Here is a 17,480-nt window from a genome sequence, read left to right as displayed (position 1 = left end):
GATCCCCCTGTCCCGTTCAGGCCCGCAGCCGCAGGCCGCGGGGTGTCGCATGGAAGCCGGCCGCCTCCAGGGCCCGGCCGAGCACCGAGGTGAGGGCGGACTCGCCGTTCGTGCGTTCCACCGTGAGCCGGCCGAGCGCACCGTCACGCACGGCCAGGGCGAGCGCGTCGGCGGCCGCCTGCAACCGCTCCTCGTCCGCGCCGGCGCCTCCCCGGCCGTCGCCCTCCGCCGCGGAGGTGCCGGGCCAGGCCAGCAGGGTCTTGCCGCCGCGCTCCACGTACAGCGTGAGCTCGCCGTCGACCAGGACGACCAGGGCCCCCGCCTTGCGTCCCGGCCGGTGGGTCACCCCGGCGGGCTGCTCGGGCCAGGGCAGGGCGGCGCCGTAGGCGTTGGCCGGGTCGGCCGCGGCCAGCACCACGGTGCGGGCCTTGTCGTGCCGGGCGTCCTCGCGGTCCCGGGCGTTGCTGATGGCCCGCAGGCGGTCCACCGCGCCGTCCATGGCGAACTGGGCCGCGCCCAGCCCCTCCACGACGTAGCCTCGGCGCGCCTGGCCGGTCTCCTCGAAGGCCGACAGGACGCGGTACGCGGCGGAGAAGCCGCCCTCCACACCCTCGGCGGCCACCGCCCCCCGGGTGACCACGCCGTGCCGGTCCAGCAGCGCGTGGGTGAGGGCGTGCGCCCGGTGCGTCGCGTCGGGCTCCGCCTCCGGTACCAGGGACCAGCGGCCCGCGGTCGTCGGCGGCCCGCCCCGTGACGCCGTCACGCGGGGCGCGGGCCGGCCGGTGCGGGCCGTGAAGGCGCCGTAGCGGCCACGGGGCACCGCGCGCGGCGCCCGGTGCGCGGTGGAGCCCGCCGTACGGCCGGAGCCGAGCAGGGCGCGCAGCGGCGCGAGCGTGTCGTTGGTCAGCCGGCCCGACCAGGCCAGCTCCCAGACCACCTCGGCCAGTTCCGGATCGGACAGCTCGTGCCCGGCGGCGCGGACCTGTTCGGAGATCTGCCGGAAGAACAGTCCGTAGCCGCCCGAGAGCCCGTCCAGGACCGCGTGGTGCACCGGGGAGAGCTCCAGCGGCTGGGGCTGCGGCAGCAACAGGGGCGCGGTGTCCGCGAGATACAGCGACAGCCAGCCGTCCTTGCCCTGCAGGGCGCCGGCCCCCGCCCACACGATCTCGCCCGCCGACGTCAGCTCGTCCAGCATTGCCGGGGTGTAGTCCGCCACACGGGCGGGCAGGACCAGCTTCTCCAGGGCCGAGGCGGGGACGGCGGCGCCCTGCAACTGCTCGACGGCCCGCACCAGACCGTCGAGGCCGCGCAGGCCGTGCGTGCCCACGTGCTGCCACTGCGGCAGGAAGGTGGCCAGCGTGGCCGGCGGCACGGGTTCCAGTTCGTGCCGCAGCGCCGCCAGCGAGCGCCGCCGCAGCCGCCGCAGCACACCGGCGTCGCACCACTCGTGGCCCGCGCCGCCGGGCCTGAACTCGCCCTGCACGACCCGGCCGGACGCGGCGAGCCGGTGCAGGGTGCCGTCGGCGACGGCGGTGCCCAGGCCGAAGCGCTGGGCGGCCTCGGCCGAGGTGAACGGCCCGTGCGTACGGGCGTAGCGGGCCAGCAGATCCGCCAGCGGGTCCTTGACGGGCTCGGTGAAGGCCTCCGGCACACCGACCGGCAGGGCGGTGCCCAGGGCGTCCCGCAGCCGCCCGGCGTCCTCCACGGCGGCCCAGCGGTCCACGCCCGCGACGCGGACCCGGATCGCCCGGCGCGCGCCCTCCAGCCCGGCCGCCCAGCCCGGTTCCGCTCCGCGCGCGGCCAGCTCGGCGTCGTCCAGCGGGCCCAGCAGGCGCAGTACGTCGGCGACCCCCTCGGGACCCTTGATCCGCCGGTCCTCGGTAAGCCACTGCAGCTCTTGCTCCAGTTCCACCATCTCGTCGGCGTCGAGCAGCTCGCGCAGCTCGGCCTGGCCCAGCAGCTCCGCCAGCAGCCGGGAGTCCAGCGAGAGCGCCGCGGCGCGCCGCTCGGCCAGCGGCGAGTCGCCCTCGTAGAGGAACTGCGCCACGTAGCCGAAGAGCAGCGACTTGGCGAACGGCGACGGTTCGGGCGTCGTCACCTCGACCAGCCGCACCTTGCGGGACTCGATGTCGCCCATCAGCTCGACCAGCCCGGGGACGTCGAAGACGTCCTGCAGGCACTCGCGGACCGCCTCCAGCACGATCGGGAACGAACCGAACTCCGAGGCCACCTGGAGCAATTGGGCGGCCCGCTGGCGCTGCTGCCACAGCGGCGTGCGCTTGCCGGGGTCCCGGCGGGGCAGCAGCAGCGCACGGGCCGCGCACTCCCGGAACCGGGACGCGAACAGCGCGGAACCGCCGATCTGGTCGGTGACGAGCTGCTCGACCTCGCCCTTGTCGAAGGCGACGTCTGCGGCGCCGACCGGGGACTGGTCGGCGTCGTACTCGGTGCCCTGCCGCGCCGGGTCCACGTCCAGCAGGTCCAGGCCCATCAGATCCGCGTCCGGCAGACGCAGCACGATGCCGTCGTCGGCGTGCATCACCTGCGCGTCGAAGCCGTACCGCTCACCGAGCCGGGCACCCAGCGCGAGCGCCCATGGGGCGTGGACCTGGGCGCCGAAGGGGGAGTGGACGACCACCCGCCAGTCGCCCAGCTCGTCCCGGAAGCGCTCCACCACGATGGTGCGGTCGTCGGGCACATGGCCGCAGGCCTTGCGCTGCTCCTCCAGGTAGGCCAGCACATTGTCGACCGCCCACGGGTCCAGCCCCGCCGCGGCCAGCCGGGCCCGGCCCTTGCGCGGGTCCAGGGCGGCGACCTCGCGCAGGAACGCGCCGAGGGCGCGGCCCAGCTCGAGCGGGCGGCCGAGCTGGTCGCCCTTCCAGAACGGCAGCCGCCCGGGCACGCCCGGGGCGGGGGAGACCAGCACCCGGTCGCGGGTGATGTCCTCGATCCGCCACGAGGTCGTGCCCAGGGTGAAGACGTCTCCCACCCGGGACTCGTAGACCATCTCCTCGTCGAGCTCGCCGACCCGGCCGCCGCCCTTCTTCGGGTCGGCGCCGGCCAGGAACACCCCGAACAGCCCGCGGTCGGGGATCGTGCCGCCCGAGGTCACCGCCAGGCGCTGCGCGCCGGGCCGGGCCGCCACCGTGTTCGCCACCCGGTCCCACACCACGCGCGGCCGGAGCTCCGCGAAGGCGTCCGACGGATAGCGCCCGGCCAGCATGTCCAGCACCGCGGTGAACGCCGAGTGCGGCAGCGCGGCGAAGGGCGCGGCCCGGCGTACCATCGCCAGCAGTTCGTCGACGTCCCAGGTGTCCAGCGCCGTCATCGCGACCAGTTGCTGCGCCAGGACGTCCAGCGGGTTGGCCGGGATGCGCAACGCCTCGATCGCGCCCTCCCGCATCCGCTCGGTGACCACCGCCGACTGCACGAGGTCGCCGCGGTACTTGGGGAAGACCACCCCGGTCGAGACCGCCCCCACCTGGTGTCCTGCCCGGCCCACGCGCTGCAGCCCGGACGCCACCGAGGGCGGCGACTCCACCTGGACGACCAGGTCCACCGCGCCCATGTCGATGCCCAGCTCCAGGCTGGACGTGGCGACGACGGCCGGCAGCCGCCCGGCCTTGAGGTCCTCCTCCACCAGGGCGCGCTGCTCCTTGGAGACCGAGCCGTGGTGCGCCCTGGCCAGCAGCGGCGGCGCCCCGCGCGCCGCGCCGGACTGCGCCATGATCTCCGCGGGCGGCGCGCCCTCGGGCAGGGGCTCGCCCATGGCCCGTTCGTAGGCGATCTCGTTGAGCCGGTTGCACAGCCGCTCGGCCAGGCGGCGCGAGTTGGCGAAGACGATCGTGGAGCGGTGGTCCTGCACCAGGTCGGCGATGCGCTCCTCGACGTGCGGCCAGATCGAAGGCCGCGGGTCGTCGCCCTCGGTGGCGGGGGAGCCGCCGAGCTCGCCCAGGTCCTCGACGGGGACGACCACCGACAGGTCGAACTCCTTCTGCGACGGGGGCTGGACGACCGTCACCTTGCGCTGCGGCGACAGGAAGCGCGCCACCTCGTCCACCGGGCGGACCGTCGCCGACAGGCCGATGCGCCGTGCGGGGCGCTCCAGCAGCTCGTCCAGCCGCTCCAGCGACAGCGCCAGGTGCGCACCGCGCTTCGTCCCGGCGACGGCGTGCACCTCGTCGAGGATCACCGTCTCGACGCCGCGCAGCGACTCCCGGGTCGAGGAGGTCAGCATCAGGAACAGCGACTCGGGGGTCGTGATCAGGATGTCCGGCGGCCGGGTGGCGAGCGCGCGCCGCTCGGCCGCCGGGGTGTCGCCCGAGCGGATGCCCACCCGCACCTCAGGCTCCGGCAGCCCCAGCCGCACGGACTCGTGCCGCAGGCCGGTCAGCGGACTGCGCAGGTTGCGCTCCACGTCGACGGCGAGCGCCTTCAGGGGGGACACGTACAGCACGCGGCATCGGCGCTTGGCCTCGGCCGGCGGCGGCGTCGACGCCAGCCGGTCCAGGGCGGCAAGGAACGCCGCCAGCGTCTTCCCGGAGCCCGTGGGGGCCACCACGAGCACGTCGGACCCCCCGGCGATCGCGCGCCAGGCCCCCGCCTGCGCGGCGGTGGGCGCGCTGAAGGCCCCCGTGAACCACGCGCGCGTGGCGGGGGCGAACGCGTCGAGGGCCCCCGCCGGATCCCGCTCCTCCGGGGTGGCCCCAGTGCTCCGTCGCGACATGCCATCCATCCTGCCTCGCCCCACTGACAAACCGCCCCCCTCCGTGCGCGCACGCGGTCCTTCCCGGGCAGGACGGGCGGGCGGAGGGCGGGTACGGCGCAGAATGGGGGGATGGGGTCGGACGAGCGGGCGCGGTTCTGGAGGCATCCGGGCCTGCCGGACGTCGATCTCCTGCGGGCACGGTACGTGCGCAAGACGTTCGTCCGGCACACGCACGAGTCGTTCGTGATCGCCGGCATCACCCACGGAGTCGAGGCCTTCCACCACCACGGCACGATCGAGCGGGCGGGGCCGGGGGCGGTGGCGCTGATCAACCCCGACACCGCGCACACCGGGCACGCGGGCGTGCCCGAGGGGTGGACGTACAGCGTGCTCTACCCCGGGACGGACGTCGTGGCCTCCGTCGCGGCGGAGACGACGGCGATCCGCGGGACGGCGGGCTTCACCGTCGCCGTCGCAGAGGACCCGTACGCCGTGCACCTGGTCACCCAGGTGCTGCGGGCGGCCGACCAGGGCAACGCGCTCGCCGCCGACACCATGATGCGGCTCGCCGTCGCCCGGCTGCTGCGCGCCCACGGGGGCACGCTGCCCGAGCGCGCCCTTCTCACCGCGGGCGCCCGCAAGGCCGAGCGGGCCCGGCAGATCCTGGAGGCGCGCCTCACCGATCCGCCGCCGCTGGCGGAGCTCGCGGCCGGGCTGGGCACGAGTCCCTTCGCGCTGCTGCGCGGCTTCCGCGACCTGTACGGCATGCCCCCGCACGCCTGGCTCACCGACGCCCGGGTCCGGCGCGCGAGGCGGCTGCTGGACGACGGGACGGCACCGGCCGATGCCGCGGTCGCCGTGGGCTTCACCGACCAGCCCCATCTGAACCGCCACTTCACGCGGATCGTGGGGGTGCCGCCGGGCGCGTACCAGCGGGAGCGCAAGAACGTACAAGACGGCCCCAAGGGCGCGGCCTAGCGTCGGGCAGGTGACCGCAGCACCCATGGAAGCCGGCCGGCACCGGCCGCACCCACCGCCGTCCCTCAAGCCGCGTTCCGCGGTGGTCCGCGACGCCCTGGGAGTGGGTGTCGCCGTCGGCCTGTCCGGCTTCGCCTTCGGAGTGACCTCGGCCGGGGCCGGCCTGAGCCTGCTGCAGACCTGCGCGCTCAGCCTGCTGGTGTTCACCGGCGCCTCGCAGTTCGCGCTCGTCGGCGCCCTGGGCCCGGGCGGCGCTCCCCTGGCGGCCGCCGCCGGGGCGCTCTTCCTCGGGGTGCGCAACGCCTTCTACGGGCTGCGGCTGTCCGAACTGCTGCGCGTCCCGCGCGCACTGCGCCCCTTCGCGGCGCAGTGGGTGATCGACGAGACGTCCGCCGTCGCCCTGGCGCAGCCCGACCGGGCGAGCGCCCGGCTGGGTTTCACGGTCACCGGCGCCACCCTCTACGCGCTGTGGAACCTGACCACGTTCCTCGGCGCGTTCGGCGCCGCCGCGCTCGGCGACCCGGCCGACTGGGGCCTGGACGCCGCCGGTCCGGCGGTCTTCCTCGCGCTGCTCGCACCCATGCTGCGGGGCCGCCGCGAGCGGGCCACGGCGGCGGTCGCCGTACCGCTCGCCCTGGTGTGCCTGCCGCTGCTCCCCGCCGGGGTGCCCGTCCTGGTCGCGGCGCTGGCCGCACCGCTCGTCCTGGCCGCGACCCGCCGCAAGGAGGCCGACCGATGAGCACGTGGATCGCCGTGGGCGTCACCGCCTTCGGCTGCTACGCCGTGAAACTGCTGGGCCTGTCCGTTCCCGCGGGCTTCCTGGAACGCCCCGTCGTGCGGCGGCTGGCCGCGCTGCTGCCCATCGCCCTGCTGGCGGCCCTCACCGCACTGCAGACCTTCGGGGACGGGCGCGGCCTGGTGATCGACGCGCGCGCCGCGGGTCTGGCGGCGGCCGGCGTCGCCCTCCTGCTGCGCGCTCCCTTCCTTGTGGTCGTCGCCGTCGCGGTGGTGGTGACCGGAGCGCTGCGGGCCGTCACCGGGTGACGGGTTAATGTGACCCGTCACAACGGATGCGCAAGTGAGGGTGGGACGATGGCGGTCGACTCCCTGCCGGTCCTCTCCGACGCGGCCCGCGCCCTCGCGGCGCGCTGCGAGCACAGGGTGAACGAGATCGCCCGCTCCATGACGACGCGCGCCTTCGCCGACCTCCCCGGCTATGCCGAGCTGCCCGCGGACGTCAAGGACGGGGAGCTCGCCGCCACCGCGCGCCACGGCCTGCGGCTCTTCCTGCGCCGGGTCGTCCACGGCACTCCCGCCGAGCGGCCGGAGCGGGGCGACTTCGACCGCTTCAGGGAACGCGCCGCCCAGCGGGCCGAGGAGGGGCTGCCCCTGCACCTGGTGCTGCGCGGCCATCTGCGCGGCACCGCCGTGCTGTGGCGGGCGCTGCGGGAGGCGGCGCGGCCGGGCGAGGAGGCCGCGCTCGCCGAACTCGCCGACGTCCTCATCGGCATCCAGGAGGGCATCGTCGGCGCCGTCTCCGAGACGTACCTGGACGAGCAGAGCACGCTCGCCGCCGAACGCCGTGAGGAGCGCCGCGCCCTGGTGCGGGCGCTGCTGGACGGCTCCCTGGCGCCGGAACGGTTCCCCGCCGGGCGGCTGGGCCTGGCGGGCGGCGCCCTCGTGCTCGCCCTCCACCTCCCGCCCGAGGACGCCGCCGGCCGCCCCCCGGCGGCCGCGCACCGCAGGTCGCGCCGGGCCCAGGCCGCGCTGGACCGCGCTTTCGGCACCGAGGTGCCGGCCCTGCTCGACGACACCGGCGGCCACGCCGTCGTCCCCGGCCGCCCGGTGCTGCCGGGCGGCGACGACGCGCTGCTCGCACCGCTGCGCCGCGCCTGCTCCGCGGACGTGCGGCTGGCCGCCGTCACGGCCGCAGGCCCCGCGGACATCCCCGGTGCCGCCCGCACGGCGACGGAGGTGCTGAGGGTGGCGCGCGCCGGAGGGCTGCCGCCGGGGCTGCACCGGCTCGACGACGTGCTGCTGGAGTACCACCTGTCGCGGCGCGACGAGAGCAGCGACCGCATAGCGGCCCTGCTCGACCCGATCGCGGGCCGCCAGGACCTGGTCGAGACGCTGCGGACCTACCTCGGCAGCCGGCAGGAACGCCGCAGCACCGCGCGGCAGTTGGGGCTGCACCCCAATACCGTCGACAACCGGCTGGCCCGGATCTGCGAACTCACCGGGCTCGACCTCGCCGCGCCGCACGGCACGGCCCTGGCACTGGCCGCGCTGCTGCTGCGCGACGCCGCCGGGTGAGCCGTCCTCAGGCGAGGCGTCCGTACGCCCGCAGGGTGAGCAGCGCGTCGAGGGTGACCAGCGGCCGCCACTCCAGCAGGGTCCCGGGGGCCCACGCGGCCCGGCGCGCGGGCCAGCCGCCGTCGTCCTGCTGGCCGGCCGCCAGGAAGTCCAGCGCGCGGTCCATCTCCGCGTCCGTGAACCACTCCCGCGCCGGGGAGTCCGGCGTGCGCGCGTAGTCGAACGCGAAACGGTGCTCGCCGTCCGGGGATCCGGACGGCGGCGCGGCCTCCGGGTGCCGCCTGGGGTCCAGTACGACGAGCCGCTGCTCGCGCACGATCCGTCCCAGCCGCGCCGCCGCCGCCCGGGCCCGCGCCCGGTCGGGCGCGTGGTCCAGGAACGCCATCGCGGCCACGACCTCGGCGGGGTGGGTCTTGTCGAGGGTCTCGATCGCCTCCCAGCAGAAGTCCGTGGCCCGGAACAGCCAGGCGTGCCAGACCTCGTTGCGGTGGAGCGTGCCCACCACCGGCCCGGTGGCCAGCAGGCCGCCCGGCGGGCTGTCGACCAGGGGCAGCCAGGGAGCGACGGGGAAGCCGCGCAGCGAGGGGTGGAGCGCGGGCAGCGCGCCCTCCGGGGTCGACACGGCCGTCACGTAGCGGCAGATCCGCTCGGCGCGCTGGCCGGCGCACCTGCCGATCTCGTCGAGCACGCGCAGCGCGTGGGCCACGTGCAGCGGCTGGCTGACCGTGCCGCGCAGATCGGGCTCGAGGGCGTGGCCGTAGCCGTCGTCGCCGTTGCGGTAGGCGGTCAGCGCGGTCTCCACCGCGTCCGCCGGGCCGTTCCGGAAGTGGTACGCGAACCTGCGCTGCTCGAGCACGCGTGCGGTCAGCCACACGAAATGCTCGGCGCGTTCTAGCGGGGTTGCTGGCATGTGCGCACAGTAGGCCTCCGTAAGCGCTCTGCACACAGAAGTGCGCAGGGAGCACCCTGGCGTGCGACCACGCGCCCCCCAGTACGGGTCATCCGCCGCCGGGAGTTGACGGCCCTGGCACACCCTGGACTTAATGTGCCGTAAAACTCGGGGGAGGGGGCGCGGTGGACGATCCACTGCTGTGGCGGGCCGGTTCCGGGGAACTGGCCGACTGGCTCGACGGTGTGCGGCGCAAGCTGCTCGGGGACACGGTCGCCGGGTACGACGTGTGGAGCGGTCCGGTCTTCCCCGACTACGGGAGCGTGATCCACCGGGCCGGTGACACCGGCGCCCTCGCCCGGTTCCTCACCGCCGCGGGCGCCGACGCGCTGCGCGCCATCACGCACCGCGGTGCCCGGCAGGGGGAGACCTCGGTCGAGCTCCGCGTCGAGGGCCGCACCGGCGCGGACGCCCTGCGCGTCGTGCCGTCGGGCGAGCGCGCGGGCACGGTACGCCTCACGGCCCCGGTCGCCGATCCGGCCGCGCTCGCCGCATGGCTGCACCAGCTGTCGCCGCTGCTCCCCGTACCGGTCCCGCGCCGGGAGGCGCCGGCCCACCCGCTGCCCGAGGCGCTCGCCGTCACCCTGTACCACCGCTCCGGCGACGTCCTGATCGGCCTGGAGGCACGCGACGGGCGTCCGGCCGGTTCCGGGCCGCGCCCCGCGGACGGCCGGGTGCTCGTCCGTACGCGACCGGACACCCTCGCACACCAGTCCGGGCTCCTCCTGCACCCGGCCGTCCTCGAACGCAGGCCGGTCACCACGGCCGGCGAACTGGCTCGGTGGCTCGGCGAACTGGACGCGGCGTGGGGGGAGCGGCCGGCGCTCTCCGCGCTCACCGGCCGCGCCACCCGGGCCGTCCTGCCGTACGGCGATCTCCGCGCGGAGGTGCGGAAGATCGAGCACGGGACGCCGTTGCTCATGGTCGGCCGGCCCTTCGGCCCCGAGCTGACCGCTTCCGGGCCCCCGGAGCGGCTCGCGCGGTGGGCCGGGCCGCTGCTCGGGGTGGTCGTCCACCAGCGGGCCGCCTCCTCGTCGCGCCGTGCCCTGGTGAGATGGCTGCGCGGCGTGGAGGAGTCGGTGTTCGCCGGGGCCGCATTGTGGACGGTCACGGCGTCCGCCGCCCCGCCCGGCGTGCTGCCCGGGACCCCCGTCACCACCGCCGAGCTGGCCGCCCTCCTGTCCGGCACCCCGGACGGCGGCGTCCCGGGGGTGGACCACCTCGCCCCCGGCGAAGTCTCCCTGAGGGGCGCCGGCGCGGCGTTCGGCCGGGTCGACGTCACCGGCCGCCCCGCGCCCTGAGCCGCCGGCGGCGACGGCGCCCGACCGGGCCCGGTGGCGATGCGCGTGCGGGCTCCCGGGGGTTTGAATGGGAGGGGGAACCACGACATCGGACGACCGGGTGACTACACACACCGACCTGGACAACCTCGGCTCGCCGCATGACGGCAGCGGCGCCCTGTTCGTCGTCGACGGGCACGGCGACGTGCTCATGTGCACCGGATCGGTGCACGAGCTGACCGGACGGCCCCCCGGGGCGGTGTGCGGACACCCGGTCGCCGAACTCCTGACGGCCCCGGAGGTGTGGGCACGCCTCCTCCCCGCGGCCGGCGCCGCCGAAGCGGAGGAGGACGCCGAGCTGCGGCACAGCGACGGCACCACGGTCCCGGTGCGGCTGCGGGTGCAGCCGACGGCCGCGGGCGGCGGCCCGACCGGGGGGATGGTCGTGACCGTCACACCTCGCGCGGTGGCCGAACGCCGCAGGGAGGACGAGGCACTGCTCAGGGCCCTCTTCCAGCAGCGGCACGTCGGCCTCGCGATCCACGACATGGCGCTGGAGACCACCCGGTTCAACCTCGTCTCCGGCATCGACCTCCCGCCGGAAGCAGGCGTCCGCGTGGATCCGACGGACTGGACCGTCGAGGACGTGCTGCTCCCCAAGGACGCGGCGGCGCTCCGGGAGCAGCTGAGGCACGTGGCCGAGACCGGGGAGCCGCTGGTCGCCTGGGTGCACAGCGCCCGGCGCCAGGGGACACCGGACGTCAAAAGGGTGGCGTCGTTCTCCGCCTTCCGGCTGCACGGCGCGAACGACCGCCCCGTCGGGGTCGCCGTCATCTTCACCGACGTCACCCAGGAGTACGCCGCCCGCCAGCGCATGGAGTTGATGCACGCCGCCGCGGAGGGCATCGGCCGCAGCCTGGACGTCGCCAGGGTCGCCCAGGAACTCGTGGACGTGCTCGTCTCCCACCGCTTCGCCGACCTGGCCGCGGTGGACCTCACCCACACCGTGCTGATCGGCCAGGAACCCGGCGAGTTCCGGCTCGGTGCCCCCTTCCGCAGGGTAGCCGTGGCCTCCTCGGACGGCTCCTGGCCCCCCGAGATCCACCCCCGGGGCGCCGGCTTCCGCCTGCGCAGCCTGGAGAGCGACCACCTGCGCGGTGGTGCCGCCGTCTTCAGGTCGGACCTGACCTCCTGGCGCGAGGGCCTGGCCGGGGACCTCGAACGCAGCCGGCTGCTGCTGCCCGATACGGCGGTGTCCTTCCTGAGCGTGCCGCTGATCGCCCGCGGCCTGGTGCTCGGCGTCCTGGTGATGTGGCGGACCGCCGCCCTCCCGCCGTACGGCCCGGGCGACGCCGGCCTCGCGGAGGAGCTTGCCTCACGGGCCTCCCTGGGCCTGGACAACGCCCGCCGCTACACGCGCGAGCACCGTACCGTCGAGGCGCTCCAGCGCAGCCTGCTCCCGCCGTCGATCACCGAGACCACCGGGGTGCTGACTGCCGGCAGCTACGTACCGGCGGGCACGACGGAAGCGGTCGGCGGCGCCTGGTTCGACGTGATCCCGCTGTCCTCCAGCCGGCTGGCGCTGGTCAGCGGGGACGTCACCGGCCACGGCCTGAACGCGGCGGCCACCATGGGCAGGCTCCGCACGGCGGTGCAGACCCTGGCCGACCTCGACCTGCCGCCCGGTGAGCTCCTGGCCCACATGGACGACCTCGTCGTCAGGCTCGGCGACGTCGCCCCGCCGCACGGCGAGGACCAGGACGGCACGGCGGGCGGCAGCGCGGTCGGCGCCACCTGCCTGTACTGCGTCTACGACCCCGTCGAGGGCCGCTGCGAGATGGCGAGCGCCGGGCATCCCGCGCCGGTGTACGCCGCGCCGGGCGCCCCCGCCCAGGTGATCGGCCTCAAGCCCGGTCCGGCGCTGGGCGTGGACAGCCTGCCCTTCGAGCCGGTCGGCTTCGAGGTCCCCCCGGGCGGTCTGCTCGCGTTCTTCAACGAGCCGCTCCTGTCCCACCCCGACGGCTCCGCGCAGGAGCGGCTCGGGCGTCTGTGCTCGGTGCTCGCCACGGACCCCGGCGGGACCCGCACCCCCACCCAGACCGGCCGCGCGATCCTCGACGAACTCCTCGCCGAACCGCCCGGGGACGACGTCACGCTGCTCGTCGCTCGCATGCGCCCCCTGCCGCCCGGCTCCGTCGCCACCTGGGAGTTCCCCGCCGATCCCGCGATCGTGGCGCGGGCCAGGACCGCGGTGGAGAGCCAGCTGCAGCTGTGGGACCTCAAGCACCTGGCGTTCACGACCGAACTCATCACCAGTGAGCTGGTCACCAACGCGATCCGCTACGGCGGCGACCCCGTCGGGCTGCGCCTGATCCGCGACGACACCCTGGTCTGCGAGGTGTCCGACCCGAGCCAGACCCAGCCCCGGCTGCGCCGGGCCCGGCTGTCCGACGAGGGCGGCCGCGGGCTGTTCCTCGTCGCCCAGCTCTCCAGCCGCTGGGGCAGCCGCTACACGGCGGGCGGGAAGACCATCTGGGCGGAGCAGCCGCTGTCCGAGTCCTGAGGCGGGCGGGGCGGCGTGTCCTGGCGGTGTCAGGCATCCGGGCCGCCCGGGTCGCCGGTTGCGGTGGTTCGCACTAAACCTGGGGAGGACGGCCGTAGGCGGCGCCCATCCCGTGTCCACCGGGCGGGCGCCGACGGAGGTGGTTCCAGTGGCGCACGGCAGCCCGCCCGCTCCCATGGGTGACGCGGAGGCGGCGATCCTGCGCGCCCTGTTCACCCAGTCGCCGGTCGGCCTGCACGTCCTCGACCCGGACCTGCGGGTGGTCCGCGTCAACATGGGCACCCCTGCCATGCGCGGGGTGCGCTCGGAGGACCTCCTCGGGCGGTACTTCCGCGACGCCTATCCCGTCGTCTCGCCCGACGACGTGGAGGTGCGCCTGCGCCAGGTGCTGGAGACCGGCGTCCCGTTGATCGAGGACCTCGTGCGGACGTACCCGCTGACCGGGGACGGCGAGTCGCACTCCTACTCGCTCTCCGTCTTCCGGCTGGAGGACCCGGACGGGACGGTCCTGGGCGTCGCGCTCGCCGTGGTCGACGTGACCGAGCGGGAGAAGGGGCGTGCCCGGCTGCGCGTCCTCAACGCGGTGCGCGATCGCGTGGGCCGCACCCTGGACGTGGTGGTGACCTGCGAGGAACTCGTCGACGCCGTGGTGCCCGCCTTCGCCGACGTCGTCGTGGTGGAGGTCGTCGACGACGTGGTCCGCGGCGACGACCCGCCGCTGTCGCCGCTGCCCCCGGGGACCCCGCTGCGGCGGGCCGCGTTCGGGAGCAGCGCCGGCCTCGGGCAGCCCCAGGCGTACCCGGTGGGCGACGTGCGGAGCCTGCCCGACCCGACCCCGTACACCCAGGCGCTGTCCGACCTGCGTCCCCGCGTGGTGCGGCTGCACTCCGGGCTGCCGTGGCTGGCCACCGACCCCGCCCGCGCCGAGGCGATCCGTGCCTCGGGGATGCAGACGCTGCTCACGGTGCCGCTGGCACTGCGCGGGACGGTGCTCGGGCTGATCAGCCTCTACCGCACGGAACGCCTGGAGCCCTTCACGGAGGAGGACGTGGAGATCGCGCTGCAGCTGGCCGACCACACCGCCCTGTGCATCGACAACGCCCGCCGCTACACCCGGGAGCACAGCGTCGCCGCCACGGTGCGGCGGCAGCTGCTGCCCCGTCGCCCCGTCTCGCACACCGCGCTGGAGACCGCCTACTTGTCGGCGGCGAGGGAGGGCGCGGCGGGGTCCTGGTACGACACGATCCCGCTGTCCAGCGCCCGCACCGCGCTGGTCGTCGGGGACGTGGCGGGACAGGGCATCCACGCCACCGCCGGCATGGGCCAGTTGCGTACCGTCATCCGCTCGCTGAGCGCGTTCGACCTGGGGCCCGACGAGCTGCTGGCCCGGCTCAACGACATCACGACGCACCTGGCGGCCGAGCGCGCCTCACTGCCGCCCGCCGACCCACTGCACCGGGAGACCCTCACCGCCGCCTGCGTGTACGCCGTGTACGACCCGCTGACCCGCAGATGCACGATGGCCCGCGCCGGTCATCTCGCGCCGGTGCTCGTACGGCCGGACGGCAGCGCGCAGATCCCGGAGATCCCGGACGGGCCGCGGCTGGGCACCGCAGGGGGGACGCCCTTCGCCGCCGCCGAGCTCGACATCCCGGAGGGCAGCGTCCTGGCCTTCACCAGCTCGCCGGTGCTGTCCCTGCACCTGGCGGGCGGTTCCACACCGCTCAAGGGCGGCCGGCCGGGGCCGGACCGTCCGCTCCAGGACATCTGCGACGAGATCATGTACACGCTTCCCGGTGGCGTCGACCAGGGTCTGCCGATGCTCCTGCTGGCCCGCACACGCCCCTTCCCGGCCGACCGCGTCGCCGCCTGGCCGCTCGCGGACGACCGCACGGCGGTCGCCACCGCGCGGGCCCTGGTCCGCGACCGGCTCGCCGAGTGGGGAGCGGACGAGGACACCGTCTTCAACGCCGAGCTGATCGTCAGCGAACTGGTCACCAACGCGATCCGCTACGGGAGCCCCCCGATGCGGCTGCGCCTCATCAACGACCGGATGCTGACCTGCGAGGTCCGGGACACCAGCCCCGCCGCCCCGCACCTGCTGCACGCGCGCACCGTGGACGAGGGCGGCCGTGGGCTGTTCATCGTCGCCCAGCTCGCCGACCTGTGGGGCACGCGGTACGCGGAGGACGGCAAGACGATCTGGACCGAGCAGGCCCTCCCCGCGCCTGCGGGCTGACCGGCCCGCCCGCCGGCGGCGAGGTCCACGAAGGCCGGGCCGGGTGCCGTGCTAGGTTGCCGACTCCGCCGCGTGCCCGGCCCGGCGTGACGGTGGGCCCGTCATTCTCGGACGGAGAGGGGGTGTGCGCCGTTGCGGCCCCTGGTCCGTACCGCCGCGCTCAGCGGATACGCCGAGCTGAGCCGCTCCCTCGGCATCGACCCGCGGACGCTGATGAGGCGCGTGGGCCTGGACGTCGCGACGCTCGCCGTCCCGGAGCGGTGGATTTCCGGCGCGGCCGTGGCCCAGGTACTGGAACTCTCGGCGGAGGCCTCCGGGCACGAGGACTTCGGGCTGCTCCTCGCGGAGTTCCGCCGCTTCCGCGACCTGGGCCCGATCGGCCTGGTCGTCCGTCAGGAGCCCGACGTCCGCGGTGTGCTCGGCGTCCTGATCCGGCACCAGCGCGTGTACAACGAGGTGCTGGACGCCCGGCTGTCCGAGGCGGACGGACTCGCCGCCCTCAGGGTGGGCGTACGGCTCGGCGTGCCGATGGAGGCCCGGCAGGCCACGGAACTGGCCGTCGCCGCCTACCACCGGACCCTGCGCGAGGTGCTGCACCCCCACTGGCAGCCGCTCTCGGTGTGGTTCGCCCACCCCGCACCGGCGGACACGGTGACCCACCGGCGGCTGTTCGGCCCGGTCGTGGAGTTCGACCGGGAGTTCGACGGCATCCTCCTGCGGGACGACGACCTCGACGCCCGCAACGCCACTGCGGACCGCCCGCCCGGGTACGCGGGCGGGCGGCCGCAGGTGCTCGCGGGTCCCCGGGACGCCGCCGTCGTGGACCGGGTGCGGGAACTGATCGAGGTGCTGCTGCCCTCCGGCCGCTGCTCGATCGAGCAGGTGGCCCGCAGCCTCGGCGTCGACCGGCGCACCCTCCACCGGCACCTGGCCCGCTCGGGCGAGACGTTCTCCTCGCTGCTCAACGCCACCCGCATGGACCTGGCGCGGAAGTTCGTGGCCGGCCCGTGCCGGTCGCTCACGGAGGTCTCCCGTCTGCTGGGCTTCTCGTCGCTGAGCGCGTTCTCCCGCTGGTTCCACGACCGGTTCGGCTGCAGCCCGCGGGAGTGGCGCAGGTGCGGGCAGGCCGGGCCGCCGATCCGGTCCGCGGCCGGCGCCGCCCGTTCAGGCGAACGGACCCGGTCCGTTTGACGCACCGTCCGGGGCGGCGGACCGTGGCGGGTATCCCCGCTCGTAGAAAGGCCGGACGGCGATGGCGGACACTCAGGCCAGGCGCATAGCCGCGTTCATCGAGCCGCTGCGCGTGGAGCCCGGGTTCACCGTGGACCTGGCCAGGGACTTCGACCCCCGGTACAAGGGCAGCCTGAAGAAGCGGGACGGCGTCGGACTGCTGAGCACGGGTGTGTCGCTGCTGGCCGAGTACCAGGCGCGGCTGGCCGCCCAGGACACCTACGGGGTGCTGCTCTGCCTCCAGGCACTCGACGCCGGGGGCAAGGACGGCACCATCCGTCACGTCATGAGCGGGGTGAACCCGCAGGGCGTGCGGGTCAGCAGCTTCAAGGTGCCCTCCGCGGAGGAGCTCGACCACGACTACCTGTGGCGCTACGCGCAGCGGCTGCCCGCGCGGGGCGAGATCGCGATCTTCAACCGCTCCCACTACGAGGAGGTCCTCGTCGTCCGGGTGCACCACGAGGTCCTCCAGCGGCAGAAGCTGCCGGAGCAGCCCAAGGGCGCGGGCATCTGGGAGCGGCGCTACCAGGAGATCAACAACTGGGAGCGCTACCTGACCGACAACGGCTTCAAGGTCGTCAAGGTCTTCCTCAACCTCTCCAAGGAGGAGCAGCGCGCCCGCTTCCTGAAGCGGATCGACCTCCCCGAGAAGAACTGGAAGTTCTCCGCCGCCGACGTGCGGGAGCGCCGCCACTGGGACGAGTACCAGAGGGCCTTCTCCGAGATGCTGTCGGCGACGAGCACCAAGCACGCCCCCTGGTACGTCGTCCCGGCGGACCGGAAGTGGTTCGCGCGGATCTGCGCCGCGGCGGTGCTCGCCCACACGCTGATGGAGATCGACCCCCAGTACCCCACGGTCGGCGAGGAGGCCCGGCGCGACCTGCTCGCCGCCCGGCGGGAGTTGGAGGCCGAGGCCCCGCAAGGGGCGCCGGCCGACCCGTACGCGGCCCGGCGGCGGACGAAGGACGCGCGGCGCCACTAGGCCGTGTCGTCAAATGCCCGCCTGCTCGGCGACGCCTGGTACGGCACTCCCCCAGCCTTCGGCCGGGGGTGCCCCCACGCTGCGTTGTCGAATCGTCCGAGTAACCCACTACGAGGACGACTCTCCGCCTTGCGATGCACCGCACCAGACGCCGCCGAGCCCGCCCTCCGGGCGGCCGGCGCTCATTTGACGACACGGCCTAGGGCCGGGACCGCCGGACCGCCGGGCCGCCGGACGG

At 75.3% G+C, this 17,480-nt stretch carries 11 protein-coding genes; 9 read left to right on the top strand and 2 right to left on the bottom strand.

Going from position 1 to position 17,480, the window contains the following annotated elements; translation table 11 throughout:
• Nucleotides 1-16: 16 nt before the first annotated feature.
• Complete coding sequence (locus tag PV410_RS31095) at nt 17-4,726, bottom strand: ATP-dependent helicase (RefSeq protein ID WP_500329080.1); 4,710 nt, start codon at nt 4,724-4,726, stop codon at nt 17-19.
• Nucleotides 4,727-4,837: 111 nt separating this feature from the next.
• Between PV410_RS31095 and PV410_RS31090 the strand changes: the two genes are divergently transcribed.
• The 4 genes from PV410_RS31090 to PV410_RS31075 are packed head-to-tail and all read left to right on the top strand — an operon-like array spanning nt 4,838 to nt 7,999.
• Nucleotides 4,838-5,686 (top strand): AraC family transcriptional regulator, encoded by an 849-nt coding sequence (locus PV410_RS31090; protein ID WP_500329079.1) that lies wholly within the window; start codon nt 4,838-4,840, stop codon nt 5,684-5,686.
• Nucleotides 5,687-5,711: 25 nt separating this feature from the next.
• Complete coding sequence (locus PV410_RS31085) at nt 5,712-6,425, top strand: AzlC family ABC transporter permease (protein WP_500329093.1); 714 nt, start codon at nt 5,712-5,714, stop codon at nt 6,423-6,425.
• On the top strand, nt 6,422-6,730 hold the full coding sequence (locus tag PV410_RS31080) for an AzlD domain-containing protein (RefSeq protein ID WP_500329078.1): 309 nt from the start codon (nt 6,422-6,424) through the stop codon (nt 6,728-6,730). The genes PV410_RS31085 and PV410_RS31080 overlap by 4 nt, the downstream gene beginning before the upstream one ends.
• A gap of 48 nt (nt 6,731-6,778) precedes the next feature.
• Nucleotides 6,779-7,999, top strand: coding sequence for a PucR family transcriptional regulator (locus PV410_RS31075; protein ID WP_500329077.1), 1,221 nt, complete (start codon nt 6,779-6,781; stop codon nt 7,997-7,999).
• Nucleotides 8,000-8,006: 7 nt separating this feature from the next.
• Here PV410_RS31075 and PV410_RS31070 read toward each other — a convergent pair whose 3' ends face one another.
• On the bottom strand, nt 8,007-8,909 hold the full coding sequence (locus tag PV410_RS31070; RefSeq protein WP_500329076.1) for a hypothetical protein: 903 nt from the start codon (nt 8,907-8,909) through the stop codon (nt 8,007-8,009).
• A 164-nt stretch (nt 8,910-9,073) separates the two neighbouring features.
• On the opposite strand from PV410_RS31070, the gene PV410_RS31065 reads away from it, so the two are divergent.
• The 5 genes from PV410_RS31065 (at nt 9,074) to PV410_RS31045 (ending at nt 17,242) form a co-directional block, all read left to right on the top strand.
• Nucleotides 9,074-10,249, top strand: coding sequence for a hypothetical protein (locus tag PV410_RS31065; protein WP_500329075.1), 1,176 nt, complete (start codon nt 9,074-9,076; stop codon nt 10,247-10,249).
• 100 nt (nt 10,250-10,349) lie between these two features.
• Nucleotides 10,350-12,791 (top strand): ATP-binding SpoIIE family protein phosphatase, encoded by a 2,442-nt coding sequence (locus tag PV410_RS31060; protein WP_500329074.1) that lies wholly within the window; start codon nt 10,350-10,352, stop codon nt 12,789-12,791.
• A 148-nt stretch (nt 12,792-12,939) separates the two neighbouring features.
• Nucleotides 12,940-15,030 carry a SpoIIE family protein phosphatase gene (locus PV410_RS31055; RefSeq protein WP_500329073.1) on the top strand — a complete coding sequence of 697 codons (2,091 nt, stop codon included), beginning with the start codon at nt 12,940-12,942 and terminating at the stop codon, nt 15,028-15,030.
• Between the two features lie 132 nt (nt 15,031-15,162).
• The gene (locus tag PV410_RS31050) at nt 15,163-16,221 is read left to right on the top strand and encodes an AraC family transcriptional regulator ligand-binding domain-containing protein (protein ID WP_500329072.1); all 1,059 of its coding nucleotides are present in this window, start codon (nt 15,163-15,165) and stop codon (nt 16,219-16,221) included.
• A gap of 61 nt (nt 16,222-16,282) precedes the next feature.
• The gene (locus tag PV410_RS31045) at nt 16,283-17,242 is read left to right on the top strand and encodes a polyphosphate kinase 2 family protein (RefSeq protein WP_500329071.1); all 960 of its coding nucleotides are present in this window, start codon (nt 16,283-16,285) and stop codon (nt 17,240-17,242) included.
• The last annotated feature ends 238 nt before the right edge of the window (nt 17,243-17,480 follow it).

It is taken from the genome of Streptomyces sp. PA03-5A, from assembly GCF_033792725.1.
Lineage (GTDB): Bacteria > Actinomycetota > Actinomycetes > Streptomycetales > Streptomycetaceae > Actinacidiphila.
The sequence above is the reverse complement of the archived record's forward strand: the minus strand, read 5'-3'. Positions and strand labels throughout refer to the sequence as shown.